The organism is Gracilibacillus massiliensis (assembly GCF_001458115.1).
Classification (GTDB): domain Bacteria; phylum Bacillota; class Bacilli; order Bacillales; family Amphibacillaceae; genus Gracilibacillus; species Gracilibacillus massiliensis.
In genome coordinates this window covers 938,147-956,041 of sequence record NZ_CZRP01000013.1, presented here as the reverse complement: position 1 = coordinate 956,041, position 17,895 = coordinate 938,147, and the positions used below count along the sequence as shown (strand labels likewise).

The window sequence follows — 17,895 nt, the reverse complement described above, 5'->3', positions numbered from 1 at the left end:
AATAACAGGGGGAAACAAAAATGCGAAAACTTATTTTATTTTCAGTACTTATTTTTCTTATTATCGGTTTTTTTCCGCAAAAAGTAGAAAGTAATGAACAAGACTATCAAGTGATACCAGACGAAGCGATTCGTTTACGAATTTTAGCCAATAGTGACCAAGAACAAGATCAGGCCATTAAACACGCTGTCAGGGATGCTGTCAACGAAGAGGTTACCAAATGGGTAGAAGAAATGGATGATATAAAAGAAGCAAGAGCACTGATATCCGCTCGTATTAAGGATATAGATCAAATCATTGCAGATGTTCTAGCAGAAGAAAAAGTAGAGATGGAATACAATGTGGACTATCGAAAAGATGTGAAATTCCCGACGAAACTATACGATCAATACCTATATCCTGCTGGTGAATATGAAGCTATTTTAATTACATTAGGGCAAGCACAAGGGTCTAACTGGTGGTGTGTAGTGTTTCCACCATTATGTTTCCTCGACTTTTCCTTTGGTACAACCGTGGAAGCGGCAGAAGAGGAAGAAGCTTCAGAAGAAGAAATAGAAGAAGACGAAGAAGAGGTAGAATACACATTTTTCTTTTTAAAATGGTTTAGTTAATCATAAATCTATCATCTTGTCATAGAGTAATAGTAAGACGAAGACAAGAGGTGAGGCGAATGGAACTACAATCAACGAACGGACTGACACAACAAGAGTTTGATGCTTTTTTTAGCGATCACATTCCAGATTTTAATCAAGCAGAGATGAAAAAATATGGATATTTTCTCTATCAAGAGCATAGCCCGACAGCATTTTTTTCATTAGTACCTGTTGATAGTAATGCCTATTGGTTACGAATGCTTGTGATGAAAAAAAGTCCAACGATCACGTTGCCTGTTACCATCATACAGGCAGCAGAAAAATTAACCCAAAGTTACGGTGCAACAAATTTATTTATCCACAGTAAAACGGAAAACCTCAATCAATTATTAGTGCAATTAGGCTATAAGTCAGCAAATAAAGCATTAGATCCGGAGATAAAAGCGGATTGGTGGATAACTAGTCTTGAATCTGTGGATAAAAAGGCGACTTATTCACAATGAGTTAATAATTTGTGGATTATTATGTGAATAGAACTGATGAATATATATCAAACGCCTATAAAAAGTGGATAAACTGTGTATAAATAATGTTTTTATGCACAGTTTATTACGGTCTTGGAAAACCCCTGGCTATGCCGGGGGTTCCATAGAGCTTCTAGCGTGGGGGCACAAAAAAGCCTCTCTTCATGGTAAGATAAGGTTGGTTTCCCGACCACCAAATCTCACCAAAGAAGGAGGCATGTCCAATGCAGGACAAGAACAGTTTAGCACATACACAGTGGAGATGTAAGTATCATATAGTTTTTGCGCCAAAATATAGAAGGCAAATTATATATGGAAAATATAAAAGAAGTATTGGCAAAATAGTAAGAGAGCTTTGTGAAAGGAAGGGAGTTGAAATACACGAGGCAAATGCATGCAGAGATCACATTCATATGTTAGTAAGTATTCCGCCAAAACTAAGTGTATCTCAATTCATGGGATACTTAAAGGGTAAAAGTAGTTTAATGATATATGATCGTCACGCCAATTTAATATTCAATACCGTAATCGAAAATTCTGGTGTCGAGGCTACTTCGCAGATACAGTGGGAAGAAATAAAAATCAAATACAAGAATATATTAGAAATCAGCTTAGAGAGGACTACATGAGTGATCAGTTGACTTTATTCGAAGAAATTGACCCGTTCACTGGAGAAAAACATAAGAAGAAATAAGAGATTCTTTTAGAATCAGTGAGTGAGTGTGGTGCAGAAGGGAAACCTATTCAGTGGGCCTTTTAGGCCGAGGCCGGTAATAGAGGCTTTCAGCCGCAGAGCAAACCACCAGTTCACACTGGTGGTTTTGATTATTTATTTGTGGAAAAGTGTGTGGGTATGTAGTTGTGAGTTGCACAAATCGTAGAAATTCTTCATAATACGTGTATACGTTAGCAGGCAAGCAAATAAATTTCGGCACTGAAGCGAATGCCGTTTTTCTATGAACATAAAGATCGAGGGATTAAAATGAAAACAGATTTCTTAGATGCAACCAAACAGTCATTAAAAATAGCGGCAGATTATTTAAAGAAACAAGAAGTAGTGGCGTTTCCGACCGAGACGGTTTATGGATTAGGAGCCGATGCTACTAGTGAAGTAGCCGTTTCCAAAATATTTAAGGCGAAAGGACGTCCGGCTGATAATCCACTGATCGTCCATGTACATCATCCACAACAAATCAACCACTATGTAACAGAGATACCAGCGATCGCTCAAAAGTTAATCGATACATTTATGCCAGGCCCTTTTACTATTATTTTAAAAAGTAATGGTAAAGTTGCCAGCACCGTGACAGCAGGTTTAGATACGGTTGCTATTCGCATACCGGATCACCCGATTGGTCGTGCACTTATCCAAGAAGCAAATTTACCACTTGCAGCGCCAAGTGCTAATTTATCTGGAAAACCGAGCCCAACAACCGCTAAGCACGTTTTTCATGATTTAGACGGAAAGATTGCTGGCATTATTGATGGGGGTGCAACCGGAGTTGGTTTAGAATCAACGGTTGTCGATGCTACAGGTGATATCCCTGTTATCTTACGGCCTGGTGGCATTACCAAACACCAAATTGAAAAAGTCATCGGCTCTGTCGAATTGGCTAGTGCCTTGAAAGAAGAACAACCAAAGTCACCTGGAATGAAATATAACCATTACGAACCAGATGCACCTCTGTATCTGGTAGACGGCGAGCACGATTTTTTTCAAGAAAAAATTGATCATTTTCAAGCCCAAGGAAAAAAAGTAGGTGTGATTGCAACTAAACCGTTAATCGACCAAATAAATGCAGATATTTGTTACGCCTGTGGTAATAGAAATAACTTATCAGAAGTAGCAGCCAAACTCTACTTTGCACTTCGCTATTTTAACGACACGAACGCAGATATCATTTTAGCAGAGACATACCCGAACCAAGAGATTGGCGAAGCGATCATGAATCGACTTAACAAAGCCGCCACAAACCATCTAAAACAAAACATATAAACCATTTTCTCGCATATAAATGGGACAAGGGGACAGGCTCGCTGTTCCACTTGTCTTTTTTTAATGAGGGGGCTTTTTTATTGTGTCGGCAATAGGGGAAGTACTATCGATACTTTGTTTAGCATTCGCGCTGGGGATGGACGCATTTTCTGTTGGTTTAGGAATCGGTATGCAGGAAATCCGTTTAAAAAGAATTTTTCTGATCGGTTTAATAGTAGGGTTATTTCATATATTTATGCCATTTATCGGCTTATTTCTAGGAACATTTCTTTCCAAACAAATGGAAGGAATCGCCATGATCGCTTCTGGTTTATTATTATGTGCCATTGGATTTCAAATGATCTTTCACACCTTTATCAAAAAAGAGTCACAAATATTAGCACCAGTCGGTTTTGGCTTGATGGTTTTCGCTTTTACGGTCAGCTTAGATAGTTTTTCGATCGGTATCTCGCTCGGTTTATCCGGTGTAGCGACTGCCTTTGCGATTATGATGTTTGGACTTTTTAGTACTCTATTAACTTGGCTGGCATTGTTAATCGGCAGACGAACCCATCATTTATTAGGTGCATATAGCGAATTTTTAGGAGGAGTAATCCTTTTCGGCTTTGGACTTCATGTGCTTTTTTAATCGTTCTCTCGGTAAGCTATAGTCTCGTTTAAAAGAATATATCGGCGAAAACAAAAGTAAAGGGAGAGTGCTTTTGTCTGATAAACGAATATTTCGGCGAAAACAGAAGTAGAAGGAGCATGCTTTTGCCCGAAAAACGGATATATCGGAGAAAACAGGAGTAGAAGAAGTGTGCTTTTGTCCGATAAACGAATATATCGGCGAAAACAGAAGTAGAAGGAGAGTGCATTTGTCCGAAAAACGGATATATCGGAGAAAACAAGAGTAGAAGAAGTGTGCTTTTGTCCGATAAACGGATATATCGGAGAAAACAGGAGTAAAGGGAGCGTGCTTTTGTCCGATAAACGGATATATCGGAGAAAACAGGAGTAAAGGGAGCGTGCTTTTGTCCGATAAACAAATATATCGGCGAAAACAGAAGTAGAGGGAGAGTGCATTTGTCCGATAAACGGATATATCGGAGAAAACAGGAGTAGAAGGAGAGTGCATTTGTCCGAAAAACGGATATATCGGAGAAAACAGGAGTAGAAGGAGAGTGCTTTTGTCCGATATGCATATCTCAGCATAAACAAAAGAAGAAGTGCGCTATTGTAAAAAAAATGAATGGAAGTTGCCACGCTAATCAACTGGTGTACCAAGCTTAAGTTATAGTGTGATATAATGGGGATAAGTACATAATAATGGAGGCAATTACTAACATGAATATATTGTTCGTATGTACAGGTAATACATGTCGAAGCCCGATGGCGCAAGCAATATTACAACAAAAAACAGACCATGCTGTACAGTCAGCAGGCCTTTTTGCAGGAGTTGGTATGCCTGCTTCACAGGGTACAACAGAAGTGTTGACAGAACAAGGTATCAGATGTGATCACCAGTCACAGCCAGTAACAAGTGAGTTGATGGCATGGGCTGATTTGGTTTTAACCATGACGCAAAGTCATCGTGATCACTTAAAACAAACCTACCCAACAGAATTTCATAAAATATATACATTAAAAGAGTACGCAAACCCTGAATATGAAAAAGCGTGGACGGAATTAAAAGCAGCCTATGCCCAGTTAGAGGAGACTAAATTAACAAATTCAAAAGAAAATATTACAATACAAGAAAAGATTCATCATTTAGAAGGAATAGTTCAAAAGGTTGATATAATTGATCCGTTTGGCGGTAATTTCATGACTTATAAAAAAACTTATCAAGAATTAGATAAGTATCTTGCACTATTGATCAAAAAGTTGGAAAATAAAGATAGATCATAAGTCATGAAATGAAGGGGAGTACGTCAAATGCAAAAAACAAAAAAAGGGGTAAGTCTGCGCGTCAAGCTTGTAGTTTTCACCACGTTATTAGCTATTATTACCTACACCACAAGTGCTTTTTTTATTTACTTTTTGCAAGAAATGATTCAACCATATATTCAGGTACAAGAAGTATGGTATGTATTAGGAGTATTACTATTAGGTATTTTTTGGTCCGGTATTTTGGCTTTTGCTGCGGCAGGATTTATTACCAAGCCTTTGATTAAATTAAAGGAAATAGCAGCAAAAGTAGCAGAAGGTGATTTGAATCAAGAAATCGAATCACCACGAACAACACATGATGAAATCGGATCATTGACGCTTGCTTTTCAAAAGATGGTGACACACTTAAAGACAGTGTTAATCGATATTGAAAACCATGCAACTGAAACCTCAGAGTCGGTACACAAAATGAAAGAAGCAGCATCAAAATCGAAACAACAGACCAACACACTTGAAGATACCGTTGGTCAAATCTCAACAGGTGCTGAAGAAGCATCAGAAGCGATTCAACAAACTGCGGAAGCGATTGATAATTCGACAAGACTAGCAACACAAGTCGACGAAAAAGCGGAAGATTCGCAAAATAAATCAACAGAAATGGTCGAACAATTAAATCAGTCGAAAGAAGTTATTAGTACGCTTGTTTCGGGAATTACACAACTAGCTGACAATCAGAATGTAGCTTTAAATGACGTAAACCGCTTGTCGCAAAAAGCGAAAGAAGTCGAAAATGTTATATCATTAGTTGGAGATATAAGTGAACAGACCAACCTTTTAGCACTAAATGCCTCGATTGAAGCATCACGTGCAGGTGAAGAAGGAAAAGGTTTCGCCGTTGTAGCAGAAGAGGTTAGAAAATTAGCGGATCAGAGTTCAGAGGCGGTAAAAAGCATATCTGACTTAATTCAAGCGATGCAAAAAGACGTAGAACTGGTTGTTAGTAATATGCGTACACACGTTGAAGAGACGCGCGGTGAAGTGACCAAAGGCGAGCAGACAAATGAAGTGATTGATAGCATGTCTTCATCTGTTCACCAAGTGGCAACCGCTATAAAAGAAATTTCTCAGCTAGTAGACAACCAATTGCAAGAAATAGAAGCCACCCAAAGCAAATCGCAAAATGTCGCAGCAATCGCCGAAGAAACATCCGCTGGTACCGAAGAAATGCGGGCAACTATTGAAGAACAAGCAGATTTTGCTGAAAACTTAGAAGAATTGGCGATTTCATTAGATAAACAAGCACAAAACTTGAAAATCAAAATCGAGCAATTTAAGCTAAGCTAAACAACGTTTTTAAAAAAAGGAGCATGTAAAAATGAAGGTTATTTTAGCATCTGACCACGGTGGGATTAATCTTTCCAAAGAAATTATATCATTATTAGAAGAATTAAATATTGAATATGAAGACACCGGTTGTAATTGTGAAGATTCAGTCGATTACCCAGATTACGGGATTCCAGCAGCAGAACGTGTAGCGAATGGTGAGTTTGATCGTGGGATTTTAATTTGTGGTACTGGTATCGGCATGTCGATTGCCGCTAATAAAGTAAAAGGTATCCGTGCAGCCCTTGTGCATGATGTTTTTAGTGCGAAAGCAACACGGGAACATAATGATTCCAACATGCTGACAATGGGTGAACGTGTCGTCGGTCCAGGACTTGCAAGAGAGATCGTTCAGACATGGTTAGGTACGGACTTTCAAGGTGGACGTCATGCCAATCGAGTTGGAAAAGTAACAGATTACGAAAATAAATAACAATTCAGAAAGAGGCGAATATCCATGAACCTTGATCAGTGGGCATTAGATCTAAGAGCAATTGTTGATGAATGGATATCACACGATTATCTATCTGAAGGTGATTTATTCGTTGTAGGTTGCTCGACAAGTGAGGTAGCAGGCGAACGAATTGGTACAGCAGGTAGTGAAGAAGTAGCCGCGATGATTTTCCAGGAGTTACGTCGCTTGCAAGAACAAACAGGTATCCATCTATGTTTTCAAAGTTGTGAACATATCAATCGTGCCATTGTTTTAGAAAAAAAGGTGATGCATGAGCATAAACTTGACCAGGTATCTGTTATGCCAGTACGAAAAGCGGGTGGATCAATGGCAGCTTATGCCTACCAACACCTTGATAATGCCGTAGTAGTGGAAAACATCCAGGCAGATGCCGGAATCGATATTGGTGAGACGATGATTGGTATGCAGTTAAAGCCTGTAGCAGTACCACTTCGCTTTGAAAAACGCTATATAGGTCATGCCAGAACCTCACAAGCAAGAACAAGACCAAAATTAATAGGTGGTCCACGAGCGGTATACCCTTGATTAACGAATGTATAAAATAGGAAATATGTCCCTTTTTTGTTTAATTACGAATAAAAGGGCATATTTCCTTGTTTTTATTCGTAAAAAGGTATAGAATTATTTGCAAAATGATGTTATTTTAGAATGGGATTAAGTAAATACGAATATTGAAAACATATCTACCAAAAATATTAGGGGGAACAAACGATGGATCACGTTAAAAATTTTGATGCAGAAATTTTTCAAGCAATGGAAGACGAAAGAAAACGCCAGAACGATAAAATTGAATTAATTGCTTCAGAAAACTTTGTTTCAGAGGCAGTAATGGAAGCACAAGGATCTGTTCTGACAAATAAATATGCGGAAGGTTATCCAGGACGTCGTTATTATGGCGGATGTGAACACGTAGACGTTGCTGAGGACTTGGCACGCGATCGAGCGAAACAATTATTTGGAGCAGAACATGCCAATGTCCAACCACACTCTGGTGCTCAAGCTAACATGGCCGTTTATTTTACGATATTAGAACCAGGGGATACGGTTTTAGGCATGAATTTAAGTCATGGCGGTCACCTCACGCACGGTAGCCCGGTGAACTTTAGTGGAAAACTTTTTAATTTTGTTGATTATGGTGTGGGCGAAGATTCCGAACAAATCGACTATGATGCCGTTCTTGCAAAAGCAAAAGAAGTTCAGCCAAAACTGATCGTAGCAGGTGCAAGTGCTTATCCACGTCAAATCGATTTTGCCAAATTCCGTGAAATCGCTGATGCAGTAGATGCGTACTTAATGGTAGACATGGCACATATTGCAGGACTTGTAGCGACAGGCTTGCATCCAGATCCAGTGCCACATGCACATTTTGTAACGACAACTACTCACAAAACATTACGTGGTCCACGTGGTGGAATGGTGCTATGTAAAGAAGAATTTGCAAAGAAAATTGATAAAACAGTATTCCCGGGCATGCAAGGTGGTCCATTAATGCATGTGATTGCAGCTAAAGCAGTTGCCTTTAAAGAAGCATTACAACCATCGTTTAAAGAATATGGTGAAAACATCATCAAAAATGCCAAACGTTTTGGCGAAGTATTAGAAGCAGAAGGTGTACGTACTGTATCTGGTGGAACCGATAATCACTTATTATTATTAGATGTACGTGGTTTAAATTTAACAGGTAAAGTCGCGGAAAAAGCATTGGACGAAGTAGGGATTACAACAAACAAAAATACAATCCCATTTGATCCAGAAAGTCCATTTGTCACAAGTGGAATCCGTGTTGGTACAGCAGCAGTAACTTCACGTGGATTTGGTGAAGCAGAAATGGAAGAAGTCGCAAAAATCATTGCGTTAACGTTAAAAAATCCGGAAGATGAAGCAACATTAAAGGCAGCAAGCGAGCGCGTAACTGCTTTGACAGCTAAATTTCCTTTATATCAATAATTTTGGAAAGCTAGACATTTTCGTCTAGCTTTTTTCTATTGTGGCAATTAGAGGAGTGTCCAATAAATGGCTAAGAGTGTCCAATAAAATGGAAAAAGTGTCCAATAAACATCAAAAAGTGTCCAGAAAACGGTAGAAAGTGTCCAATAACGTATCAAAAGTGTCCAATAAAATAAAATTAGTCATTGGAAACGAGATATTTCAAGAAATTATTTGATCTTGCTTGAAAGCTCTCCTAATTTTCAGTACAATTTTAAGGATGAACATTTTCGAATTTGACATAATAATAGTAAAAAAAGGAGAGAGTCCCATATGAGCAATGTTTTTGTATTAGATCATCCGTTAATCCAACACAAGTTAACGTACATAAGAAATAAAAATACCGGTACAAAGGAATTCCGTGCATTAGTAGATGAAGTATCCGCATTGATGGCGTTCGAAATAACCAGAGACCTGCCACTCGAAGAAACAACAATTGAAACACCTGTAATGGAAGCAACAACAAAGGTTTTAAGCGGGAAAAAAATCGGTCTTGTCCCGATTTTGAGAGCAGGTCTTGGAATGGTAGACGGTATTCTACGCTTGATTCCAGCTGCAAAAGTTGGACATGTCGGTTTATATCGTGATCCGGAAACATTAAAACCGGTTGAATATTATATTAAATTACCAACAGATATCGAAGAACGTGAACTGATTGTGATTGATCCAATGTTAGCAACGGGCGGTTCCGCAAATGATGCGATTCACTCCTTGAAGAAACGCGGTGCGACGAATATTAAATTAATGTGTCTGATCGCAGCGCCAGAGGGTGTAGAAGTAATCCAAAACGAACACCCTGACGTTGATATTTACCTTGGCGCACTTGACGAAAAATTAAATGAAAAAGGCTATATCATCCCAGGATTAGGCGATGCAGGTGACCGGCTTTACGGCACCAAGTAGTTAATAAAAAAGCTGTCTCTAAATAAATAGGGACAGCTTTTTTCAATGAATATCTTTTCCCCCCTAAACAAACAATACTCCTACTATCTGAAAAAGGGGTTCAATCTTATGTCCTTTCTATTATCACTCTTACTACTCACCAGTATCCATACTCCTCAAGAATCCTCTTATATAATTGAAGTCGAGGAAAATCCCCATGTGTTTGCTGAGCAAATTAGAACTTATCATCCACAGGTAGAAATACTGGCGATTTACGATACGATCTTTAATGGGGTGGCGATTAAAGCAAATCAGCGAAATCTCGAGCAAATAAACAGGAGAACAGATATCAAACAAACATACCCTACTCAAACCTACAGAACCCAAAAACAAGCGGAAAACATTAATAACAGTATCCCTTTTTTAATACCGGAGACACTTCCCTATACAGGTGAAGGTGTAAAAGTAGGAGTAATTGACACTGGAATCGACTTTAGCCATCCAGATCTACAAGCAAATTACAAAGGTGGTTATGATCTGGTTGATTTCGATAATGATCCGATGGAGACAATCCCAGAGCAAGGAATGCCAACCTTACATGGTACCCATGTGGCAGGCGTTATCGCAGCCAATGGAAAAATGAAAGGTGTCGCACCAGAAGCAGAACTATACGCCTATCGTGCGCTCGGACCTGGAGGCAGTGGCACATCGGTGCAAGTCATGGCAGCTATTGAACAGGCGGTTAAGGACGGCATGGATATTATTAACTTGTCATTAGGTAATACGATTAATGGTCCAGATTGGCCAACGAGTGTTGCAGTTAATCGTGCCACAGAGAAAGGTGTTGCGGTTGTAATAGCTAATGGAAATACAGGACCAGATCTCTGGACAGTGGGTTCACCTGCAACCGCTGATCGCGTTATATCGGTAGGTGCTTCCACTCCTGCATTAAAACGACCCTTTTTATATGAGGACTTTCAAGATAAAAAAATTGAAATCGCACCACTGCAAGGTTCAGTAGATTGGCAATTCACGCGTGATCTCGAAGTAACACATGATAAGAAACAAGCAAAGGAAAAAATGTTAGTGCTGGAACGAGGTGAAATCCCATTTGGCCAACTGGCACTGGAAGCAGAACAGCAAGGAGCAAAAGCGGTATTGATTGCAAATAATCAAGAAGGGATCTTTCAAGGTGCGGTGGAGGCACAGGTTTCCATACCAGTGGCAGCCATTAGCAAGGAAGATGGCGAGTGGCTTCAAAACAATGCAAAATATTTAGAAATCAAGTACGAACATATTCAGGATACCATCACAGATTTTAGTTCGCGTGGTCCTGTTACTGTTAATTGGGCGATTAAACCAGAGATTGTGGCACCAGGTGCGAGCATTGTCAGCACAGTCCCTAATGGCTATCAAGCGTTAAGTGGTACCAGTATGGCAGCACCACATATTGCTGGTGTTCTCGCATTATTAAAAGAAGCACACCCAGACTGGACGCCAGAGCAATTAAAAGCGGCAATCTTGACAACAGCAAAACCTTTCACAGAATTTGTGCCAACAGAACAAGGAGCCGGAAAAGTGAATACCAAAGCAGCGATAGCAACAGATACATTGGTTTACCAATCTTTTTTAGAATTCGGTAAAATAGCGAAACAAAATTCACAAAAAACAGAAAAGATAATAGTGGAAAATATTTCAGATCAAACCAAGCAATATTCCTTCTCTTTACCTAAGCAGCAACAAGATGTTCGCTTTCAATTACCGAAAAGTTTTACGTTAGCCCCAAATGAAAAAAAGGAAGTAGAAGTAAAAGTAACAATTCGAACCACTCAAGTAGAGGAAAGCATCAAACAAGGATATCTGTACTTAAATGATATCCCGCTTCCATATATGTTTTTGACCGAAACGGACGAGATACCGAAGGCGATGGGACTTGAATTAGCTATTACCCCATTAGATGATAGCTATCAATATCAATTATATTTAGTGGAGAATGCGGAAAAACTAACGATTGATCTGTATGATGCGAAAACATTCGCCTTTGTCACAACAATGGATGAGATCAATGAGCCCGCATCAGGAGTTATTGAAGGAAAAGTGGAACTAAATGATCAGTTAAAAGGGGAGTATATTGCCAATATCAAAATAGAAAGCGAATCAAAAGAAACGTATGACTATCAAACATTAATATGGCTAGAATAGAAAGAATTACCGATTGTTTCGGTAACCGAATTAACTGTCACAATTTGTTCGAAATACAAGAGAATTCAAGAGATTACCACCATCAATAGGGGTTTAGCGGATAATCTTTGATCATGTACGTATATTATTGTTTTTTGTCTGTTAAATGGATTGACAAGAGGTTACCCCTATTGTATGCTAATTTAGTGTGGATGATAAGGGTTACAGTAGTGTGATGAAAATCACTGCAAAAAAACAAGCTTTATGCACATGCTTTTTTTCTACTGTTTACATATCTTTTATGCTTTATATTATAGGAGTGATCACATGTCACCGCCTAATAGAAAAAGCCCTTATTATGGATTGGCCATTTATAGTGCCATTTTGTCACAAATTGTCGGTGGGCCATTAATTGGTTTATTTATCGGCAAAGCATGCGACAACTACTTTTCCACATCACCACTTTTTTTAGTGATCGGACTACTTTTAGGTTTAGGAGCCGGTTTTTACGGAACATTTCATTACGTAAGAGAATTAGCGGGAGACGAGTAACCATGAATCAATACAAAAAAATGATAACCCGTCAACGTAAATGGATGTTCTACCTTCTAGCACTATTTGTTCTTGGCTGGGGATTTACACCATATCCAAGAATATTCCTCGGACTCCTCCTGGGAACAGCATTAAGCTTATATAGTTTATGGGTAATGCAGCGTAAGATCGACCGATTTGGACAAGCTGTTCAAGAAGGTGGTCGAATCACTGGAATTGGTACATTCACCCGACTAGCCACTGCAGCATTAGCGGTAATCATCGCAATGCGTTTCGAAGAACATTTCCATTTGATGGCAGTAATTTTGGGATTAATGACAACTTATGTTGTTATTATGATAGATTTTGCACTATTTAGAAAACAAGACTAGCAAAGGGAAGTGAGGTGAAGGAATTGGATCACGAATCACCGCTGTTGCACGATCTGTTTGGGATACCTTGGTTAGATTTTAACTTATCCACTACATTAATGACCTTTATTTCTTCTGTGATTGTATTTATTATATGCACATTAGCAGCGAGAAATCTCCAAATGAAACCAACTGGCTTTCAGAACTTCATGGAGTGGGTAGTCGATTTTGTTAAAGGCATTATTGGAGATACCATGGATTGGAAAACAGGGAAAGTATTTTTACCACTAGGTTTAACATTACTAGTGTATATCTTTATTAGTAACATTCTAGGTGTCATTACCATGGGGGTATGGGGACATACGCTATGGTGGAAATCACCAACCTCAGATGCAACACTTACGCTATCATTATCAGCGTTGGTTATTGTGTTAACACATTATTATGGGGTGAAAGTGAAAGGTTTCAAGGAGTATGCCAAAGATTATGTACGACCTGTACCTTTTCTACTACCATTTAAAATTATTGAAGAATTCACAAACACCTTAACATTAGGTTTACGTCTCTTCGGTAATATCTTTGCTGGTGAAATTTTATTAGGACTTATTACAAAAATGGCGTTCATCGCCGCACCAATTACATTTATATCCATCATTCCGATGATGGCATGGCAAGGATTTAGTTTGTTTATTGGTGCTATTCAAGCATTTATTTTCACAATGTTAACAATGGTTTATATGTCTCATAAAGTGAGTTCAGACCATTAAAATAATAAAAAATACTTATTTATACATTCTAAAGGAGGAAACAAATAATGGGAGCTTTAGCAGCTGCAATTGCAATTGGATTAGCCGCACTTGGTGCAGGTTTAGGTAACGGTATGATCGTAAGTCGTACAGTAGAAGGGATTGCACGTCAACCAGAATTAAGAGGTGCACTTCAAACAACAATGTTTATCGGGGTAGCGTTAGTAGAGGCGATTCCAATTTTCGCCGTAGTAATTGCCTTCATGGTAATGTAATTATACGTAAATCAGATAGAATGGCGAAGTTCGTCCAAGACAACCTTCGCCATTGTTTTGCGAGTTCAAAAGCGAAAGTGCTCGTTTAGAAACGTATGACCTGGACTGAAGCGTAGGAGATAAAGGAATCACCGTGACGAAGGAACGGATGATGACTTATCGTACGAAGCTGAGGGAAGGGCACTAGTTTCTGAGCACTGTAGCTGGATGTGATCATACATCACTATAGTTGAGAAACAACTTAAAGTTTTCACAATTTTAATCGAAAATGACGAACGAAATTTTTCAATATCAAATCAGAACGTAATGAAAGTGAAATAGATGACGACTAATCGTGGGAAGGAGTGAACACTGTGCAACTTTTAGAGAGTGGGCTCATCATTCAAGCGTCAATCGGCGGTTTGCAAGGTGGAGACATGGCATTTGCCATTATCAGTTTCTTAGCACTATTATGGCTACTTAGAAAGTACGCGTGGGGACCATTAATGAACAAGATGGAAGAACGTGAGAACCATATTGCCAATGAAATTGATACAGCTGAGAAAAATCGCGCAGATGCAGAAAAAGCATCCCTTGAAGCAAATGAACAGTTAAAAGCGACGCGTCAGGAAGCACAACAAATTATCGAAGACGCTAAAAAAGCTGGTCAAGATCAGGAAAAAGCAATCATCGAAGCAGCCAATCAAGCGGCAGCCCGTTTGAAAAAATCTGCAGAAGAAGATATTGCTCGCGAGAAAGAAAAAGCAATCGAAGCATTACAAGCACAGGTGGCAACATTGTCTGTACAAATTGCTACTAAAGTGATTGAGAAAGAAATCAACGCTGAAGATCAAGAACAGTTGATCAGTGACTACATTAAAGAGGTAGGAGAAGAGCGATGAGTAATACAAATGTAGCAAAACGTTATGCAGAAGCTCTTTTTCGGATCGCTGTAGAAAAGGAAACCCTTGATTTCCTTGAAACTGAATTAACGACAGTGAAAGAAGTCTTTCAAACGAACCAACAATTTCTTCAATTTTTACAACATCCAAAAGTAGATGCTGATAAGAAAAAGCAATTACTTAACGAAGCGTTCGCAGGCTTTTCGAAGGATGTATTACATACACTTTCGTTACTTGTAGATCGTCATAATGAATCTATTGTTCCAGAGGTTGTCGATCACTTTATTACCTTTGCTAATGAAGCGAATGGTGTAAAGCAAGCAACTGTCTATTCTGTACACGCTTTGTCCGATGCAGAAAAACAGGAAATTACCAACGTGTTTACAAAGAAATGGAATGTGAAACAATTAAAAATAAACAATAAAGTCGATCCTGAAATCATTGGTGGCGTCAAGATTAAAGTTGACAATACGATCTATGATGGCTCTATTAAAGGCAAATTGGATCGCCTAGAACGAAAAATTGTAACAGCAAATTAAGAACGATAGGGGTGAAATGGCATGAGCATAAAAGCTGAAGAAATCAGTGCACTGATTAAACAGCAAATCGAAAGCTATGACTCAGACATCGAAGTGAGCGATGTAGGTACAGTTATCGAAATTGGTGACGGTATTGCACGTGCACACGGTCTAGACAACGTTATGTCTGGTGAGTTAGTAGAATTTTCAAACGGTGTCATGGGTATGGCACAAAACTTAGAAGAATCAAACGTCGGGATTGTAATCCTTGGACCATATTCTGAAATTCGTGAAGGTGATGAAGTTCGTCGTACTGGTCGTATTATGGAAGTGCCAGTAGGGGAGGAACTTATCGGTCGTGTTGTAAATCCACTGGGACAACCTATCGACGGTAAAGGATCTATCGAAACATCTAAATCACGTCCAATCGAATCACCTGCACCAGGTGTAATGGATCGTAAATCAGTTGATGAGCCATTACAAACTGGTATTAAAGCGATTGATGCACTAGTGCCAATCGGTCGTGGTCAACGTGAGTTAATTATCGGGGACCGTCAAACAGGTAAAACAACCGTAGCGATTGATACGATTTTAAATCAAGCAGATCAAGATATGATTTGTATTTATGTAGCGATTGGTCAAAAAGATTCAACTGTACGTGGAACAGTTGAAGTTCTTCGTAAACACGGAGCACTTGACTACACAATCGTTGTATCTGCCGGCGCAAGTGAGCCTGCACCATTACAATACCTAGCACCATATGCAGGGGTATCGATGGGTGAAGAATTCATGCACAATGGCAAACACGTATTAGTAGTATATGATGATTTAACAAAACAAGCGAACGCATATCGTGAGCTTTCCTTATTATTACGCCGCCCGCCAGGTCGTGAAGCATTCCCAGGGGATGTATTCTACTTACACTCTCGTTTACTTGAGCGTGCAGCTAAGCTTAGTGATGCAAAAGGTGGAGGTTCTTTAACAGCACTTCCATTTGTTGAAACACAAGCAGGCGATATCGGTGCCTATATTCCGACAAACGTAATCTCGATTACAGACGGTCAAATCTTCTTACAGTCTGACCTGTTCTTCTCTGGTGTACGTCCAGCGATTAATCCAGGTTTGTCCGTATCACGTGTTGGTGGTTCTGCACAAATCAAAGCGATGAAAAAAGTTGCAGGTACACTACGTCTAGATTTAGCATCATTCCGTGAGCTAGAATCTTTTGCACAGTTCGGTTCTGACTTGGATAAAGCAACACAAGCAAAACTAAACCGTGGTGCTCGTACTGTAGAAGTATTAAAACAAGGTCTTCATAAGCCAATTGTCGTTGAAAAACAAGTAATGATTATCTTTGCTTTAACAAAAGGTTTAATCGACGATATTCCAGTCGAAGACATCACTCGTTTCGAAGACGAATTCTTAGCATGGTTAGACCAAAACAAAAAAGAATTACTTTCAACGATCCGAGAAACAGGTGCTCTTGCAGATGATAATGACATGCGCGGAGCAGTAGAAGAATTTAAGAAAACATTCGTTGTTTCTGAATAATAAAGAAAAGCGAAAGTGTCCGTTAAGAAACGTATGACCTGGACAGAAGCGTAGGAGATAAAGGAATCACCGTGACGAAGGAACGGATGATGACTTATCGTACGAAGCTGAAGGAAGGTAACTAGTTTCTGGACACTCCGAGCTAGACAAGAAAAGCGAAAGTGTCCTCATTGGGCACTTTCCAAAAGCTAACGTCAACCTTTTATGAAAGGGCGGTGAAACATTGTGGCATCTCTTAGAGATATCAAAACACGAATTACTTCCACACAAAAGACAAAGCAGATCACAAAAGCAATGCATATGGTATCAGCATCTAAACTAAGCAAAGCTGAAGATTTTGCGAAAGCCTTTGATCCATATAGTAATAAAATCAAAGAAGTAGTGACAAGTATCGCTGGAAGTGGACAAGATGCAGAACATCCTATGCTTCAAAAGCGGGAAGTGAAAAAGACAGCCTATTTCGTCATTACATCTGATCGTGGTCTTGCTGGCCCTTTTAATAGTGGGATACTTCGTGACGTATATCGCACCATCCACGAAAAACATCAATCAAAAGATGAATATGCTGTAATTGCGGTAGGGAAGATGGCAAGTAATTTCTTTAAAAAGCGTAATATGCCAATTCTAAACGAAATTACAGGTCTATCGGATCAACCTAATTTTGCGGATATTAAAGATTTAACATCTGAAACAGTTCAACTTTTTATTGATGGTGAAATTGATGAGTTGATTATTTGTTATAATCATTTTATCAGTGCGATCACACAAGAAGTAACGTCTAAAAAACTATTACCACTTACCGAGCTTGCTAACGAATCGAGCAACTCAACTAGTGCGTATGAATATGAACCAAACCAACAAGAAATATTAAATGTATTATTGCCACAATATGCAGAAAGCTTAATTTTCGGTGCGTTATTAGATAGTAAAGCAAGCGAGCATGCATCGCGAATGACTGCTATGAAAAGTGCAACAGACAACGCAGACGATCTTATTGACGATCTGTCATTACAATATAACAGAGCAAGACAAGCTGCGATCACACAGGAAATCACTGAGATTGTTGGTGGAGCTGCTGCATTAGAGTAACAGTATCGATTAAAGGAAATCATTAGTTAGGAGGGAAATCG

Annotated in this window: 19 protein-coding genes and 1 pseudogene; all 20 read left to right on the top strand. The window is 39.1% G+C overall.

What is annotated here, in order from left to right:
• The first annotated feature begins 20 nt into the window (after positions 1–20).
• The 20 genes and pseudogenes from spoIIR (at position 21) to BN3107_RS16365 (ending at position 17,854) form a co-directional block, all read left to right on the top strand.
• A complete protein-coding gene (spoIIR, locus tag BN3107_RS16460) occupies positions 21–611 on the top strand; it encodes a stage II sporulation protein R (protein WP_058308711.1) in 591 nt (196 codons plus the stop codon).
• Between the two features lie 59 nt (positions 612–670).
• Positions 671–1,096 carry a hypothetical protein gene (locus tag BN3107_RS16455; RefSeq protein ID WP_058308710.1) on the top strand — a complete coding sequence of 142 codons (426 nt, stop codon included), beginning with the start codon at positions 671–673 and terminating at the stop codon, positions 1,094–1,096.
• A 245-nt stretch (positions 1,097–1,341) separates the two neighbouring features.
• Positions 1,342–1,811 (top strand): annotated as a pseudogene (tnpA, locus tag BN3107_RS16450) (IS200/IS605 family transposase).
• Between the two features lie 288 nt (positions 1,812–2,099).
• Positions 2,100–3,113: an L-threonylcarbamoyladenylate synthase gene (locus BN3107_RS16445; RefSeq protein ID WP_058308709.1), complete on the top strand. Its 1,014-nt coding sequence runs from the start codon at positions 2,100–2,102 to the stop codon at positions 3,111–3,113.
• A 79-nt stretch (positions 3,114–3,192) separates the two neighbouring features.
• A complete protein-coding gene (locus tag BN3107_RS16440) occupies positions 3,193–3,741 on the top strand; it encodes a manganese efflux pump MntP (protein WP_058308708.1) in 549 nt (182 codons plus the stop codon).
• A 698-nt stretch (positions 3,742–4,439) separates the two neighbouring features.
• Positions 4,440–5,003 carry a low molecular weight protein arginine phosphatase gene (locus BN3107_RS16435; protein WP_058308707.1) on the top strand — a complete coding sequence of 188 codons (564 nt, stop codon included), beginning with the start codon at positions 4,440–4,442 and terminating at the stop codon, positions 5,001–5,003.
• Between the two features lie 27 nt (positions 5,004–5,030).
• Positions 5,031–6,329: a methyl-accepting chemotaxis protein gene (locus tag BN3107_RS16430; protein WP_058308706.1), complete on the top strand. Its 1,299-nt coding sequence runs from the start codon at positions 5,031–5,033 to the stop codon at positions 6,327–6,329.
• Between the two features lie 31 nt (positions 6,330–6,360).
• A complete protein-coding gene (rpiB, locus tag BN3107_RS16425) occupies positions 6,361–6,801 on the top strand; it encodes a ribose 5-phosphate isomerase B (RefSeq protein WP_058308705.1) in 441 nt (146 codons plus the stop codon).
• 24 nt (positions 6,802–6,825) lie between these two features.
• The gene (locus tag BN3107_RS16420; protein WP_058308704.1) at positions 6,826–7,368 is read left to right on the top strand and encodes a TIGR01440 family protein; all 543 of its coding nucleotides are present in this window, start codon (positions 6,826–6,828) and stop codon (positions 7,366–7,368) included.
• A 186-nt stretch (positions 7,369–7,554) separates the two neighbouring features.
• Positions 7,555–8,790, top strand: coding sequence for a serine hydroxymethyltransferase (locus BN3107_RS16415; RefSeq protein ID WP_058308703.1), 1,236 nt, complete (start codon positions 7,555–7,557; stop codon positions 8,788–8,790).
• Between the two features lie 312 nt (positions 8,791–9,102).
• Entirely contained in the window at positions 9,103–9,732 is a 630-nt protein-coding gene (gene upp, locus BN3107_RS16410) for a uracil phosphoribosyltransferase (protein ID WP_058308702.1), read from the top strand.
• Between the two features lie 108 nt (positions 9,733–9,840).
• The gene (locus BN3107_RS16405; protein WP_058308701.1) at positions 9,841–11,913 is read left to right on the top strand and encodes a S8 family serine peptidase; all 2,073 of its coding nucleotides are present in this window, start codon (positions 9,841–9,843) and stop codon (positions 11,911–11,913) included.
• Between the two features lie 306 nt (positions 11,914–12,219).
• The gene (locus BN3107_RS16400) at positions 12,220–12,444 is read left to right on the top strand and encodes an AtpZ/AtpI family protein (protein ID WP_058308700.1); all 225 of its coding nucleotides are present in this window, start codon (positions 12,220–12,222) and stop codon (positions 12,442–12,444) included.
• Between the two features lie 2 nt (positions 12,445–12,446).
• Complete coding sequence (locus BN3107_RS16395; protein ID WP_058308699.1) at positions 12,447–12,815, top strand: ATP synthase subunit I; 369 nt, start codon at positions 12,447–12,449, stop codon at positions 12,813–12,815.
• Positions 12,816–12,838: 23 nt separating this feature from the next.
• Positions 12,839–13,561, top strand: coding sequence for a F0F1 ATP synthase subunit A (gene atpB, locus BN3107_RS16390; RefSeq protein WP_058308698.1), 723 nt, complete (start codon positions 12,839–12,841; stop codon positions 13,559–13,561).
• 47 nt (positions 13,562–13,608) lie between these two features.
• Entirely contained in the window at positions 13,609–13,815 is a 207-nt protein-coding gene (atpE, locus tag BN3107_RS16385) for a F0F1 ATP synthase subunit C (protein WP_018930781.1), read from the top strand.
• A gap of 353 nt (positions 13,816–14,168) precedes the next feature.
• Positions 14,169–14,696, top strand: a complete 528-nt coding sequence (gene atpF, locus BN3107_RS16380; RefSeq protein WP_058308697.1) for a F0F1 ATP synthase subunit B — start codon at positions 14,169–14,171, stop codon at positions 14,694–14,696.
• Positions 14,693–15,235, top strand: coding sequence for a F0F1 ATP synthase subunit delta (locus BN3107_RS16375; protein WP_058308696.1), 543 nt, complete (start codon positions 14,693–14,695; stop codon positions 15,233–15,235). Before atpF ends, BN3107_RS16375 begins: the two co-directional genes overlap by 4 nt.
• 21 nt (positions 15,236–15,256) lie before the next feature.
• Positions 15,257–16,765, top strand: coding sequence for a F0F1 ATP synthase subunit alpha (atpA, locus tag BN3107_RS16370; RefSeq protein ID WP_058308695.1), 1,509 nt, complete (start codon positions 15,257–15,259; stop codon positions 16,763–16,765).
• A gap of 225 nt (positions 16,766–16,990) precedes the next feature.
• Complete coding sequence (locus BN3107_RS16365; protein WP_058308694.1) at positions 16,991–17,854, top strand: F0F1 ATP synthase subunit gamma; 864 nt, start codon at positions 16,991–16,993, stop codon at positions 17,852–17,854.
• Positions 17,855–17,895 lie beyond the last annotated feature (41 nt).

Excerpts from the sequence above, each read along its gene's own strand:
- spoIIR (WP_058308711.1), top strand. The coding sequence starts at position 21 with ATGCGAAAACTTATTTTATTTTCAGTACTTATTTTTCTTATTATCGGT.
- BN3107_RS16455 (WP_058308710.1), top strand. The coding sequence starts at position 671 with ATGGAACTACAATCAACGAACGGACTGACACAACAAGAGTTTGATGCT.
- BN3107_RS16445 (WP_058308709.1), top strand. The coding sequence starts at position 2,100 with ATGAAAACAGATTTCTTAGATGCAACCAAACAGTCATTAAAAATAGCG.
- BN3107_RS16435 (WP_058308707.1), top strand. The coding sequence starts at position 4,440 with ATGAATATATTGTTCGTATGTACAGGTAATACATGTCGAAGCCCGATG.
- BN3107_RS16430 (WP_058308706.1), top strand. The coding sequence starts at position 5,031 with ATGCAAAAAACAAAAAAAGGGGTAAGTCTGCGCGTCAAGCTTGTAGTT.
- rpiB (WP_058308705.1), top strand. The coding sequence starts at position 6,361 with ATGAAGGTTATTTTAGCATCTGACCACGGTGGGATTAATCTTTCCAAA.
- BN3107_RS16420 (WP_058308704.1), top strand. The coding sequence starts at position 6,826 with ATGAACCTTGATCAGTGGGCATTAGATCTAAGAGCAATTGTTGATGAA.
- BN3107_RS16415 (WP_058308703.1), top strand. The coding sequence starts at position 7,555 with ATGGATCACGTTAAAAATTTTGATGCAGAAATTTTTCAAGCAATGGAA.
- upp (WP_058308702.1), top strand. The coding sequence starts at position 9,103 with ATGAGCAATGTTTTTGTATTAGATCATCCGTTAATCCAACACAAGTTA.
- BN3107_RS16405 (WP_058308701.1), top strand. The coding sequence starts at position 9,841 with ATGTCCTTTCTATTATCACTCTTACTACTCACCAGTATCCATACTCCT.
- BN3107_RS16400 (WP_058308700.1), top strand. The coding sequence starts at position 12,220 with ATGTCACCGCCTAATAGAAAAAGCCCTTATTATGGATTGGCCATTTAT.
- BN3107_RS16395 (WP_058308699.1), top strand. The coding sequence starts at position 12,447 with ATGAATCAATACAAAAAAATGATAACCCGTCAACGTAAATGGATGTTC.
- atpE (WP_018930781.1), top strand. The coding sequence starts at position 13,609 with ATGGGAGCTTTAGCAGCTGCAATTGCAATTGGATTAGCCGCACTTGGT.
- BN3107_RS16375 (WP_058308696.1), top strand. The coding sequence starts at position 14,693 with ATGAGTAATACAAATGTAGCAAAACGTTATGCAGAAGCTCTTTTTCGG.
- atpA (WP_058308695.1), top strand. The coding sequence starts at position 15,257 with ATGAGCATAAAAGCTGAAGAAATCAGTGCACTGATTAAACAGCAAATC.